Source organism: Buchnera aphidicola (Anoecia oenotherae) (assembly GCF_005080765.1).
In the GTDB taxonomy this organism is placed as follows: Bacteria; Pseudomonadota; Gammaproteobacteria; order Enterobacterales; family Enterobacteriaceae; genus Buchnera_E; species Buchnera_E aphidicola_AB.
The window spans coordinates 466,601-479,147 of sequence record NZ_CP033012.1 but is presented as its reverse complement, the minus strand read 5'-3'; the positions used below and the strand labels follow the sequence as shown (position 1 = coordinate 479,147).

Genomic DNA, 12,547 nt, shown 5'->3' with positions numbered 1-12,547 from the left:
GAGATAAAATTTAAAATGATACAGGTAGAAACTGTTCTTAATGTAGCTGACAATTCGGGTGCTAAATTAGCAATTTGTATAAAAGTATTAGGTGGTTCAAAGAGAAGATATGCGAACATTGGAGATATTATTAAAATAGCTATAAAAGAAGCAATTCCAAGAGGAAAAGTAAAAAAAGGAGATGTTCTTAAAGCTGTAGTGATAAGAACAAGAAAAGGTGTTAGGAGAACTGATGGTTCTTTAATTCGATTTGATAGAAACTCTTGTGTTTTATTAAATAATGTAAATGAACAATTAGTTGGTACTAGAATTTTTGGTCCTGTTACAAGAGAATTACGTAATGAAAAATTTATGAAAATTGTTTCTTTAGCTTCAGAAGTAATATAAAGGTAAAATTATGGCAGCTAAAATTCGTAAAAATGATACAGTAATGATTTTATCAGGGAGAGATAAAGGTAAAGTAGGAAAAGTTATAGGAATAAAATCAGATAGTAATAAAGTAATGGTTAAAGGGATTAATATAGTAACTAAACATCAAAAGTCAGTTCCTTCTCAAAATAAAAGTGGTGGAATTATAAAACAAGAGGCTTATATTCATATTTCTAATGTAGGTGTTTTAAATAAAAAAACTGGAAAATCAGAAAAAATAGGATTTAAATTTCAATCAGGAAAAAAATTTAGATTTTTTAAGTCCAGTAATGAAATACTTATATAGAAAGAAAAAAAGGATTATTTATATGTCTATATTATATAATTATTTTAATAGTGTTGTTATAAAGAAACTTATGGTTAAATTTAATTATAGTTCTATAATGCAAGTTCCTAAGATAGAAAAAATTGTTTTAAATATGGGTGTAGGAACTGCTATATCAGATAAAAAAATATTAAATAATGCTGTATCAGATTTATCATTAATATCAGGTCAAAAACCATTGATTACGAAAGTTCGAAAATCAGTAGCAGGATTTAAAATTCGAAAAGGGTATCCTATAGGATGTAAGGTTACTTTAAGAGGAAAAAGAAAATGGGATTTTTTTTATCGTTTAATATCGATAGCTATACCTAGAATTCGTGATTTTAGAGGATTTCCTCGTTCTTCTTTTGATAAACAAGGAAATTATAATTTTGGAATAAAAGAACAAATTATTTTTCCAGAAATTAATTATGATAAAGTAGATAAAATAAGAGGATTAAACGTTACTATTACAACTACTTCTTTATCAGATTCTGAAGGATATGAATTATTATCTGCGTTTAATTTTCCATTTAGAAATTAAAGAAAGGAATTATGTATTATTATGGCTAAACAATCAATGAAAGCTAGAGAAGTAAAACGAATTTATTTAGCTAAAAAATTTTTCAATGCAAGAAAAAAATTAAAATCTATTATTTTAAATTCTCATTTAAAAGAAGAAGTACGTTTTGATGCTGTGTTAAAACTACAGTCATTACCAAGAGATTCTAGTATGTGCAGACAAAGAAATAGATGTCGTCAAACAGGTAGACCTCATGCTTATTTAAGAAAATTTGGATTAAGTAGAATGAAAGTAAGAGAATCTGCTATGAGAGGAGAAATACCAGGTTTAAGAAAAGCTAGTTGGTAGTTTATATACGGTGTCAAAAGACCAATATTTTTAATATTTATGTCTATTATTTAAGTATTATACACATATATAGTAGAAAGATTTAAGGGGAGAAAATTTAATTGAGCATGCAAGATCCTATTTCAGATATGTTAACTCGTATACGAAACAGTCAAGCTTCTAATAAAATTTCAGTAAAAATAAGTTTTTCAAACATTAAATTAGAAATTAGTAAAGTATTAAAAGAAGAAGGATATATTTTAGATGTAATAATAAAAAAAAGCAAAAAAATATTTTTTTTAGAAATATTTTTAAAATATTTTCAAGGTCATGCTGTTATAGAAAAAATAGAACGAGCAAGTCGTCCTAGTTCTAGGATATATAAAAAAAAGCGATCTATTCCAATGGTTATGGATGGTTTTGGAATTTCCATTTTATCTACTTCTAAAGGAGTTATGACAGATAAGAATGCTCGTAAAATAGGATTAGGTGGAGAAATAATTTGTTATGTAGCTTAATTGGAGTAGTGTGTGTATGTCTAGAATTGCAAAATTACCTATTGTTGTTCCAAAAGAAGTAAAAGTTGTTTTAAACTATCCAATAATTCATATAACAGGATCATTCGATTCTTTATCATATAAAATACACAAATATGTTAATGTACAGTATGAAAGTAATGTTTTAGTTTTTAAAACTCAGGTCGATGATTCTAAAAGTTGGGCTCAAGCAGGTACTACTAGATCAATAATATATTCAATGATAGTTGGAGTTTCTACAGGATTTATTAAAAAGTTAAAGTTATCAGGTGTTGGATATAGAATTTCTTTATCAAAAAAAAACATTATTAATATGTCATTAGGATATTCGCATAATGTTGAATATATTTTACCAAAAGGTGTATTAGCAGAAAGTCCATCTACAACTGAAATTATATTGAAAAGTGCTAATAAACAGTTAGTTGGTCAAGTAGCATCGAATTTGCGTAGTTACAGAATACCAGAACCTTATAAAGGAAAAGGTATACGTTATGAACATGAAAAAGTTCGAATTAAAGAGGCAAAAAAGAAATAATTTATATGAATCCTAATATTAAAAGAATGTCTAGATTACGTAGAGCACGTAAAACAAGAGAAAAATTAAAAGAGTTAAAAGCAATTCGATTAGTTGTTCATCGTACTTCAAAACATATATATGCTCAAGTAATTAGCTCAGATTTTTGTACAATTATAGCATCAGCTTGCACTTTAGAAAAACGAATAATAAATAGTAAAAAAGGAACTGGAAATAAAAAATCTGCTTCGATTATTGGAAAAGAAATAGCTAAAAGAGCCTTAGAAAAAGGTATTAAAAAAGTTTCTTTCGATCGTTCTGGTTTTAAATATCATGGTCGTGTAAAGGAATTAGCAGTTTCAGCACGAAAAACAGGACTTAATTTTTAAGGTAAAATAGGATGTCAAAATTTGAAAAAAAGAATGTTTCTCATGGAGATTTAAAAGAAAAATTAGTAGCTGTTAACAGAGTATCAAAAACTGTTAAAGGTGGTAGGGTTTTTTCTTTTACTGCATTAACGGTTGTAGGGGATGGACGTGGAAAAGTAGGATTCGGATATGGAAAAGCTAAAGAAGTCCCTGCTGCTATTCAAAAAGCTATGGAAAAAGCACGAAAAAATATGATTAGTATTCCATTAAATAAAGGAACATTACAACATTCAGTTACAGGATCTCATACTGGATCGAATATTTTTATGAAACCAGCTTCAGAAGGAACAGGGATAATAGCAGGAGGTGCTATGCGTGCTGTATTAGAAGTTTCAGGTATACACAACGTATTAGCTAAGACGTATGGATCTACTAATCCTATTAATGTAGTTAGAGCCACATTAGATGGTTTGTCTAGAATGCGATCCCCTTCTATGGTAGCTAAAAAAAGAAATAAACTTATTAGTGACATATTGGAGTGAAGTAAAATGATAAATAATGATAGTGTAAAAATCACTCAAATTAAAAGTTCTATAGGAATATTACCAAAGCATAAAGCTACTTTAAAAGGACTAGGTCTTAGATATATAGGGCATACTGTTATAAGAAAAAATAATCCTTCTTTGCAAGGAATGATAAAATTAGTATCTTACATGTTAGCAGTAAAGGAATTTTAATATGCGTTTAAATACTATTTCTTCACAAAAAGGTTCTGTTACAAGAAAAAAAAGAGTTGGAAGAGGGATTGGTTCAGGGTTAGGAAAGACGTGTGGAAGAGGTCACAAGGGACAAAAATCTAGGAGTGGAAGGAAAATTAGCAGAACGTTTGAAGGAGGACAAACTCCTTTATATAGACGATCACCTAAGTTTGGTTTTTTTTCCAGAAAGAAAAAGTTAACAGTAGAAGTTCGTTTATCAGATTTAAATAAAATAAATACTAAACATGCTATTACTATTAATGAATTAAAGAAAAATAATATTATAAATAATAATATAAAGTACGTGAAAATAATTTTACATGGTACTTTAAAAAAATCTCTTATAGTAAAAGGTTTATCTGTTACAAAAGGAGCACGTTTAGTAATAGAATCATGTGGTGGAACAATTAAAAATGAATAATCTATTATGGAATATAAATTGATTAACTATTACAAAAATTATAATAAAGGAATAATTGAATTAAAAAGAAGAATAATATTTTTTGTTTTTTCTATTATTGTTTTTCGTATTGGTTCGTTTATTCCTATTCCTGGAATTAATATTCCAGTATTGTCAAAAATTATATATTCTAATTCTAGTGGAATTTTTGACATATTTAATATGTTTTCTGGTGGATCTTTAAGTAGAGCTTCTATATTTGCATTAGGAATTATGCCCTATATTTCAGCGTCTATTATTATTCAAGTATTAACTTTAGCTTATCCTACTTTTTCTAAGCTAAAAAAAGAAGGAGAATTAGGAAGTAAAAAAATTAATAAGTATGTAAGGTATTTGACATTGTTATTAGCTATTTTTCAATCAGTTGGATTAGCTACTAGCCTTCCATTTTTACCTGGAATGAAATATTTTATTCTTAATCCTGACATTTATTTTTATTTTATTGCTATTTTTAGTTTAATTTCAGGGTCATTGTTTTTAATGTGGTTAAGTGAATTGATTACTGAATATGGTTTAGGAAATGGAACGTCTATATTAATATTTATCAGTATTTTATCAGGATTTCCTTCAATTTTTAGTAAAATAATTAATCAATTTTATAACAATGAATATACTGTATTACAGTATATAGTTGTAATGATCATTATTACAATATCTATCTTTTTCGTAGTTTTTGTTGAGCGGTGTCAAAGACAAATAACAATACGCTATGCTGGTCGTCAACGAGGAAGTAGAATGTATTCTACTCAAAATACTCATCTACCATTAAAATTAAATATGTCTGGTGTTATGCCAGCAATATTTTCGTCTAGCATGTTAATTTTTCCTTCTATTATAGCATCTTGGTATTTAAGTAAACATTTGGATAATTTAAATGTATTATGTAAAATAATTCTATTTTTTAAATTCAGTCATATTCTTTATAGTTTGTTATATGCTATATCGATAGTATTTTTTTGTTTTTTCTATAGTCAATTAGCATTTAACCCAAGAGAAACTGCAGAAAATTTAAAAAAATCAGGAGCTTTTATTCCAGGAATTAGACCGGGAGAAAAGACAGAAAAGTATATTAGTAGTATTATGCTGAAATTAACATGTATTGGTTCTATATATATGATGTTTATTTGTTTGATGCCAGAATTTATAAAAAACGTTTTTAATATGCCGTTTTATTTTGGAGGAACATCATTATTAATAGTTGTTGTAGTTATAATAGATTTTATAACTCAAATACAAACTTTAATTATATCAAATCAATATGATGTTATTTTAAAAAAATCTAATTTATATTTTAACAATAAAAAAAAATAGTTTTTAATTAAATATATTGAGATCTACAAATGAAAGTAAGAGCATCAGTAAAAAAATTATGTAGAAATTGTAAAATAGTACGTAGAAAAAATGTGATTCGTGTATATTGCATTAGCGATCCAAAACATAAACAGAGACAAGGATAAATAATATTTAGATTAAACTTTAATAAGTTAAATAACATTAAATAAAACTTTATTATAAATAATTAACTTTTGTACTATAATATTTAGGAGTTTTTATGGCTCGTATTGCAGGAATTAATATTCCTGATCATAAACATATAAGAATAGCATTAACAAAAATATACGGAATTGGAATTTCTAGTTCTAAGTTAATTTGCAATAGTATAGGTGTTAATGAAGATAGTAAAGTAAAGGATTTACGTGATTCACAGATAGATTTATTGAGAACAGCTATTTCTAAATTTATTGTAGAAGGAGATTTACGAAGAGAAAAAACGCTAAGTATTAAACGTTTGATAGATTTAGGATGTTATAGAGGATTAAGACATAGAAAAGGGTTACCAGTACGAGGTCAAAGAACCAAAACTAATGCAAGAACGTGTAAAGGTCCTAGAAAATCTATAAAAAAATAATTGGAGTTTTATAAAAGAATTATGGCAAAAACCACAATACGTACTCGTAAACGAGTAAAAAAGCAAGTTTTAGACGGAATAGCGCATATTCATGCTTCATTTAACAATACTATTGTTACTATTACTGATAAACAAGGAAATGTTTTAGGATGGGCAACTGCAGGAGGATCTGGTTTTAGAGGATCTAGAAAATCTACTCCGTTTGCAGCACAAGTAGCAGCAGAACGGTGTGCCGAATTAGTAAAAGATTATGGTTTAAAAAATTTAGAAGTAATGGTAAAAGGGCCTGGACCTGGAAGAGAATCTACAATTAGAGCATTGAATTCTGCTGGATTTAAAATTACTAATATTACAGACGTAACTCCTATACCACATAATGGATGTCGTCCTCCTAAGAAAAGACGTGTATAAATTAGTCAATGTTAAGGAGAAATAATACATGGCAAAATATCTTGGTCCAAAATTAAAACTGAGTCGTAGAGAAGGAACAGATTTGTTTTTTAAATCAGGAGTTCGATCTATAGAATCGAAATGTAAAATAGATAGACCGCCTGGTCAGCATGGTATAAAAAAAACAAGATTATCAGATTATGGTGTACAATTGAGAGAAAAGCAAAAAGTAAGAAGATTATATGGTGTTCTAGAGAGACAATTTAGAAACTATTATAAAAAAGCAGCAAGATTAAAAGGAAATACAGGTGAAAATTTATTGTTTTTATTAGAACATAGATTAGACAATATTGTTTACCGTATTGGATTTGGTTCAACTAGAGCTGAATCTAGACAGTTAATAACTCATAAAATAATTACCATCAATGATAAAATAGTAAATATTCCTTCATATCAAATTTTAAAAAACGACGTTATTGGAATAAAAAATAATGCTAAAAATTATATTCGAATAAAAAATTCTATGCAGTTAGCAGAACAAAGAGAACCATCCACGTGGATAAATTTAAATAAGTCTACTATGCAGGCTAAATTAATTAGAGTTCCTGAACGGGTTGATTTTTCTTCAGAAATTAATGAACATTTAATTGTTGAACTATATTCAAAATAAAGAACCATCATTAAGAGAGGAATATATGTCACTTTTAAATAAAAATTTTCTAAAACCTAGATTAGTAAATGTAGAACAAATAAATATAACTCGTGCAAAAGTTACTTTAGAACCATTAGAACGAGGATTTGGTCATACATTAGGAAACGCACTTCGTAGAATTTTATTATCTTTTATGCCTGGAAGTGCTGTTACAGAAGTAGAAATTGATAATGTTTTACATGAGTATAGTACTAAAGAAGGTATTAAAGAAGATATACTGGAAATTTTATTAAATTTAAAAAAATTAGCTGTAAAAATTCATGGAAAAGATAAAGCTATTTTATTTTTAGAAAAATCTGGAATTGGAGTAGTTACAGCATCTAATATTATTCACGATGCTAATATAGAAATAATTAATCCAAAACATCATATTTGTTATTTAACAGATTTAAATTCTTCTATTAAAATGAGAATAAAAATAGAAAAAGGAAGAGGATACGTTCCTGTTTCTGCTAGAGTTAGGAATAGTAGTGAAAGAATAATAGGTAGATTACTACTGGATGCTTGTTATAGTCCTGTTAATCGTGTTTCTTATAATGTAGAAGCAGCTAGAGTTGAACAAAGAACTGATTTAGATAAACTAGTATTAGAAATAGAGACTAATGGAACTATTAATCCTGAAGAAGCAATTAGAAAATCAGCTACTATTTTATCAGATCAATTAGAAGCTTTTGTAGATTTAAGTAGCATTCCAGAAGTAGAAATTAAAGAGGAAAAACCTGAATTTGAACCAATTTTATTACGTCCTGTCGACGATTTAGAATTGACAGTTCGTTCAGCAAATTGTTTAAAAGCAGAAATGATTTACTATATTGGAGATTTAGTACAAAAAACAGAAGTAGAATTATTAAAAACTCCTAATTTAGGAAAAAAGTCTTTAACAGAAATAAAAGATATTTTAGCATTAAGAAATCTTTCCTTGGGTATGCGTTTAAAAAATTGGCCTCCAAAGAAGTTGTTAAATGTTTAATAAATTTAAAATTATAGAGTAATTTAAATCTATATAGTTTTTTAAAGGAATATAGAGATGAGACATAGAAAAATTGGACGTAAACTAAATAGAAAAAGAGGTCATTTGAAGTCTATGTTAAAAAATATGGCTTATTCTTTATTTACGTATGAAATAATACAAACTACTTTATCTAAAGCGAAAGAGTTACGTAGAATAGTAGAGCCATTAATTACTCTTTCTAAGAAAGATACTTTATCTAATAGAAGAAGATTATTTTCTAAAGTTAGAGATAAGAAAATTGTTTTTAAATTAATAAAAGATATTGGTCCAAGATTTTTAAATCGTACTGGAGGATATACTAGAATATTAAGATGCGGAGTACGATCTGGAGATTGTGCTCCAATAGCATATATCGAACTGGTGAACAAAAATACTGAAAATATTTTAAAATTAAATACTACTAAAAAGTTAGAAAATAAATTACATTAAGTGTAATTAAGTTTTTTGAAGATGTTATTGATAGTTATTAACTATACATATACATTTATATATAATTATTAAGAACATAGCGTTTTAAATTTTGTTATGTTCTTAAATAAAAGATAATTAGTTTAGGATTTTATATATTCGTAAAAATAATATAAGATTTATATATAACTTTTTTTAATTTTAAATAAGTAAAATATTAATTTAAAACAATTCCTGGTTTCAACAATTTTTTGTTTGAATTAATAAAATCTTGAATAGAAATAATTTTTTTTCCTGGAAACTGTATTTTTTTTAATAAAATTAAACCATTTTTTGTATTAACTTGGATTCCTTCTTTATTAATTTTAATAATTTCTCCTATTTTATAAATTTCATTATTGTATACAATAGATGATTGAAGTACTTTTATTTTAATATTATTAAAAATAAAAAATGCGATTGGCCATGGAATAAATGCTCTAATTAATCGTTCTATATAACAAGCTTCTTTATTCCAATTTATTCTTGCGTTTTCTTTTTTTATTTTTTTAGAGTATGTAGAAAGAGTTTCTTTTTGATATATTAATTTTATTGGTTCTTTATGTTCTATTTTTTTTAGTACATAAACGATTCCATAAATTCCAATTTTAAATAATTTTTTTTCTAAACTAGAACTAGTTTCTTTATTTTTAATTAAACATTTAGAAGCAAACATTATTCTTCCTGAATCTATAGATTCATTCATTTGTATAATAGTGATTCCAGTTATTTTATCTCCAGATAAAATTGAATGAGGTATAGGAGATGCTCCTCTCCAACGTGGTAAAAGCGAAGGATGTAAATTAATGCATCCAAAAGGAAATAAATGTAATATAGAATATGGAACAATTGAACCGTAAGCTACGACAATCATAATATCTGCATTTAATTTTTTAAGATTTTTTATGATTTTTTTATCTTTTGATAAGCAATTAATTTCAAATACTTGAATAGAAAAGATTTTTGCTATTTTTTTTACGGGGCTATCAATTGTTTTTTTTCCTCTTTTACTTTTGTTATTTTTTTTAGTAATAACAGCTAAAATATCATATTTATAATTGATTAGTGATTGTAAATATTTAGCAGCAAACATAGGAGTTCCAGAAAAAACAATTTTTAATTTCTTAGGATTATTTCTGTTTAAAATTTGTGTTTTCATAGTAGTATATATATGAACTTTTTGTAGTTATTTTTTTTGTTGTAAGTAATCGATAAATAATTTTCCTGACAAATGATCTATTTCATGCTGTATACATACGGCTAAAAGTTCGTGTGCTTTTATAAAAAATAATTTATTAGACCAATTTGTTGCGCTAATTTCTATATAAGAATATCGTGATATTATTGCACGTTTATTTTTAATAGATAAACAACCTTCTTCTACTTCAATATTTCCAGAATAATGTAATATGGTTGGATTAATTAGTATTATAGGATTATTTTTTTTTTCAGAATCTACAACAATAGCTATTTGTAAATTTATATCGACTTGTGTAGCTGCTAATCCTATCCCATTATTTTTATACATAGTTTCAAACATGTTATCTATAATAGTTTTAATTTTTTTATTTACTGTTTTTACAGGTTTAGCTATGCTTCTTAAACGAATGTCTGGATGTTGTAATATATTTAATATACTCATAGTTTTATTATAAAATAATCAATCAGTATTTTTTATTATAAATCTTTTTAAAAAAATTAAAAGATGAAAGTAAAAATGTTTGAATTTCATTTAAAGTACAAAAAAAATAAAAGTATTATTTTAATTTAAAAATTAATTTTAATAAATTTAATGAAATAATAGTCAAAAAAGTGTGCATTTTTGATATTTAACTAGTAATTAAAAACCATTTATTTTATATAATTATGTATATAAAAAGTTTGTTTTTTTATAAAATTATCAAAGTAATATTTTATTAACCAATAATAAGTCAATTTTTTAGAATAAATACCGTTATATTAATACTGTACTAATAAAAGAAAAATTATTTAAAGATAAAAAAAAATAAATAACATATATAACTACTTGTTACTATAGTTATAGTTTAAATTAATTTAATTAATTACATGATATAAATTATTTTTACTAAATTTAGTAAATGAAAAAGTCTAAAATGTAGCGTTAATTTATTAGATTTAAAATATATATATAGAGAAACATTTATATCTAATAACTAAGAATATATATATATATTATATTTATATACTTTATAAAGCATTTAATATATACGTTAATAAAACGTATTGATTTATATATAGTTAAATAACTAAAAGTATGAATATTATTCAATCAATTAATACTAAAGCATTGTAAAGACAAAATATTTATGTGAGTTGTATTTTTGGATTTATATTTTTTAAATTATATAATATTACACAAGAGTGCAAATAATGCTTATTTCTATAAGAAAAAGTATTCAATTATTAAAAAACGAACATATGATTTTTTATCCAACAGAATCAGTTTTTGGACTTGGATGTGATCCAGAAAATGAAAATGCAGTTCATAAGGTATTATTCATTAAAAATAGAAACATAAATAAAGGATTTATATTAGTATCTCATAATTACAATCAAGTAGAGCATTATATAGAGTATTCTAGATTAAAAATATGTAAACAACAACTTTTTAGTTATTGGAAAAACATGAATACTGTATTATTACCTTCAAAGAATTCTGTACCATATTGGATTACTGGAAGCTCAAATTTAATAGCTATTAGAATAAGTAAACATAGTGTAATAAAAAGTATATGTATTAGGTTTGGAAAACCTATAATTTCTACTAGTGCTAATATTTCAGGAAAATCTCCATGTAAAACTTTATTAGAATTAAAAGAACAATTTGGAAATACTATAAACATAGTTAGAGGAAGTCTTGGTAAAAATAAAAATCCATCTAATATTATTAATGCAAATACACAAGAGTACATTAGATATGAATGATATAGTGAGTAAAAAAAATTCTAAAAACGATGAAATAGATAATTTTGCTTTATTTGGGAATCCAGTTAGTCATTCTAAGTCTCCTGAAATATATAAAATCTTTTCTAAAGAACAAGGTGTTCAATTACAGTACAAATTACTCAGTGTATGTAAAAATAATTTAACTGAAGAAATAAAGTGCTTTTTTAGTTTAAAAAGTAGTAAAGGAGCAAATATTACTGTACCGTTTAAAGAAACAGCTATATCTGTTTGTCATTCTTTAACAGATAGAGCTAAAGTTAGTAATAGTATAAATGTAATAAAAAAATTAAATAATGAGATTTTATTAGGTGATAATACTGACGGAGTAGGATTGATTTATGATTTAAAAAAAAAAAATTTATAGATGATAGAATAAGTAATGTACTTATACTTGGAGCAGGTGGAGCTGTATCAGGAATAATTAGTGTATTATTAGAAACAGGTAAAAACATATTTATATTAAATAGAACAGTAGAAAAAGCTGAAGTAATAGAAAAAAGATTTAAGTATTTAGGGAATATATTTTGTTTAAATTTATCTAATCAGAAATTTTATCAAAAACCTTTTGACTTGATTATTAATGCAACTTCTTGTAGTATGAAAAATCAGGTTCCAGATTTTCCAACATGTTTTATTGGTAGTAATACATACTGTTACGATTTATTTTATAGTAAAAAAAATACTATTTTTTTAAAATTTTGTAAAAAACATGGAGCTATTCATTTGTCTGATGGAAAAGGGATGTTAGTTAGTCAAGCTGCATTTGCTTTTTTTTTATGGTACAATAAATTTCCAAATATAAATAATGGAATTAACTCTATTTTTTAAAAATAGAAAAATAGTGCATGTAATTTTTTATTTGTTTAATATAAATATATTAAAACTAAAAAA

22 protein-coding genes are annotated in these 12,547 nt (G+C 25.2%); 20 read left to right on the top strand and 2 right to left on the bottom strand.

The genetic code is table 11. The features are described 5' to 3' along the window. Positions 1–15 precede the first annotated feature (15 nt). From rplN to rplQ, 17 genes are all read left to right on the top strand, one after another. Positions 16–387 carry a 50S ribosomal protein L14 gene (gene rplN, locus D9V65_RS02030; protein ID WP_158342026.1) on the top strand — a complete coding sequence of 124 codons (372 nt, stop codon included), beginning with the start codon at positions 16–18 and terminating at the stop codon, positions 385–387. Positions 388–397: 10 nt separating this feature from the next. Next, positions 398–715, top strand: a complete 318-nt coding sequence (rplX, locus tag D9V65_RS02025; RefSeq protein ID WP_158342024.1) for a 50S ribosomal protein L24 — start codon at positions 398–400, stop codon at positions 713–715. A gap of 22 nt (positions 716–737) precedes the next feature. Beyond that, positions 738–1,277: a 50S ribosomal protein L5 gene (rplE, locus tag D9V65_RS02020; protein WP_158342022.1), complete on the top strand. Its 540-nt coding sequence runs from the start codon at positions 738–740 to the stop codon at positions 1,275–1,277. A 21-nt stretch (positions 1,278–1,298) separates the two neighbouring features. Beyond that, positions 1,299–1,604 (top strand): 30S ribosomal protein S14, encoded by a 306-nt coding sequence (gene rpsN / locus D9V65_RS02015; protein ID WP_158342020.1) that lies wholly within the window; start codon positions 1,299–1,301, stop codon positions 1,602–1,604. A gap of 101 nt (positions 1,605–1,705) precedes the next feature. After that, the gene (rpsH, locus tag D9V65_RS02010; RefSeq protein WP_158342019.1) at positions 1,706–2,101 is read left to right on the top strand and encodes a 30S ribosomal protein S8; all 396 of its coding nucleotides are present in this window, start codon (positions 1,706–1,708) and stop codon (positions 2,099–2,101) included. Between the two features lie 16 nt (positions 2,102–2,117). Continuing rightward, positions 2,118–2,654 carry a 50S ribosomal protein L6 gene (gene rplF, locus D9V65_RS02005; protein ID WP_158342016.1) on the top strand — a complete coding sequence of 179 codons (537 nt, stop codon included), beginning with the start codon at positions 2,118–2,120 and terminating at the stop codon, positions 2,652–2,654. Between the two features lie 5 nt (positions 2,655–2,659). Next, entirely contained in the window at positions 2,660–3,022 is a 363-nt protein-coding gene (gene rplR / locus D9V65_RS02000; RefSeq protein WP_158342014.1) for a 50S ribosomal protein L18, read from the top strand. Positions 3,023–3,033: 11 nt separating this feature from the next. Continuing rightward, positions 3,034–3,543, top strand: coding sequence for a 30S ribosomal protein S5 (gene rpsE / locus D9V65_RS01995; RefSeq protein ID WP_158342012.1), 510 nt, complete (start codon positions 3,034–3,036; stop codon positions 3,541–3,543). Between the two features lie 6 nt (positions 3,544–3,549). Then, positions 3,550–3,738, top strand: coding sequence for a 50S ribosomal protein L30 (rpmD, locus tag D9V65_RS01990; RefSeq protein WP_158342010.1), 189 nt, complete (start codon positions 3,550–3,552; stop codon positions 3,736–3,738). A gap of 1 nt (position 3,739) precedes the next feature. Beyond that, entirely contained in the window at positions 3,740–4,180 is a 441-nt protein-coding gene (rplO, locus tag D9V65_RS01985; protein ID WP_158342008.1) for a 50S ribosomal protein L15, read from the top strand. 6 nt (positions 4,181–4,186) lie between these two features. Continuing rightward, positions 4,187–5,530 (top strand): preprotein translocase subunit SecY, encoded by a 1,344-nt coding sequence (gene secY / locus D9V65_RS01980; RefSeq protein WP_158342006.1) that lies wholly within the window; start codon positions 4,187–4,189, stop codon positions 5,528–5,530. A gap of 29 nt (positions 5,531–5,559) precedes the next feature. Continuing rightward, positions 5,560–5,676, top strand: a complete 117-nt coding sequence (gene rpmJ / locus D9V65_RS01975; RefSeq protein ID WP_158342004.1) for a 50S ribosomal protein L36 — start codon at positions 5,560–5,562, stop codon at positions 5,674–5,676. A 95-nt stretch (positions 5,677–5,771) separates the two neighbouring features. Beyond that, a complete protein-coding gene (gene rpsM / locus D9V65_RS01970) occupies positions 5,772–6,128 on the top strand; it encodes a 30S ribosomal protein S13 (RefSeq protein ID WP_158342002.1) in 357 nt (118 codons plus the stop codon). A 21-nt stretch (positions 6,129–6,149) separates the two neighbouring features. After that, complete coding sequence (gene rpsK, locus D9V65_RS01965) at positions 6,150–6,539, top strand: 30S ribosomal protein S11 (RefSeq protein WP_158342000.1); 390 nt, start codon at positions 6,150–6,152, stop codon at positions 6,537–6,539. Between the two features lie 28 nt (positions 6,540–6,567). After that, a complete protein-coding gene (gene rpsD, locus D9V65_RS01960) occupies positions 6,568–7,188 on the top strand; it encodes a 30S ribosomal protein S4 (protein ID WP_158341998.1) in 621 nt (206 codons plus the stop codon). A 25-nt stretch (positions 7,189–7,213) separates the two neighbouring features. Then, a complete protein-coding gene (locus D9V65_RS01955) occupies positions 7,214–8,200 on the top strand; it encodes a DNA-directed RNA polymerase subunit alpha (RefSeq protein ID WP_158341996.1) in 987 nt (328 codons plus the stop codon). A gap of 57 nt (positions 8,201–8,257) precedes the next feature. Next, on the top strand, positions 8,258–8,671 hold the full coding sequence (gene rplQ, locus D9V65_RS01950) for a 50S ribosomal protein L17 (protein WP_158341994.1): 414 nt from the start codon (positions 8,258–8,260) through the stop codon (positions 8,669–8,671). Between the two features lie 196 nt (positions 8,672–8,867). On the opposite strand, the gene fmt is transcribed toward rplQ, so the two are convergent. Both fmt and def read right to left on the bottom strand, forming a co-directional pair. Then, complete coding sequence (fmt, locus tag D9V65_RS01945) at positions 8,868–9,848, bottom strand: methionyl-tRNA formyltransferase (RefSeq protein ID WP_158341992.1); 981 nt, start codon at positions 9,846–9,848, stop codon at positions 8,868–8,870. A gap of 27 nt (positions 9,849–9,875) precedes the next feature. Further along, entirely contained in the window at positions 9,876–10,331 is a 456-nt protein-coding gene (gene def / locus D9V65_RS01940; RefSeq protein ID WP_158341990.1) for a peptide deformylase, read from the bottom strand. 749 nt (positions 10,332–11,080) lie between these two features. On the opposite strand from def, the gene D9V65_RS01935 reads away from it, so the two are divergent. Genes D9V65_RS01935 through D9V65_RS01925 form a run of 3 tightly spaced genes read left to right on the top strand, consistent with a single transcriptional unit; the run spans position 11,081 to position 12,484 of the window. Next, on the top strand, positions 11,081–11,635 hold the full coding sequence (locus tag D9V65_RS01935; RefSeq protein WP_261978534.1) for a Sua5/YciO/YrdC/YwlC family protein: 555 nt from the start codon (positions 11,081–11,083) through the stop codon (positions 11,633–11,635). Continuing rightward, positions 11,628–12,020 (top strand): hypothetical protein, encoded by a 393-nt coding sequence (locus tag D9V65_RS01930; protein ID WP_187305762.1) that lies wholly within the window; start codon positions 11,628–11,630, stop codon positions 12,018–12,020. The genes D9V65_RS01935 and D9V65_RS01930 overlap by 8 nt, the downstream gene beginning before the upstream one ends. Beyond that, positions 12,017–12,484 carry a hypothetical protein gene (locus D9V65_RS01925; RefSeq protein WP_158341986.1) on the top strand — a complete coding sequence of 156 codons (468 nt, stop codon included), beginning with the start codon at positions 12,017–12,019 and terminating at the stop codon, positions 12,482–12,484. Before D9V65_RS01930 ends, D9V65_RS01925 begins: the two co-directional genes overlap by 4 nt. Positions 12,485–12,547: the final 63 nt, after the last annotated feature.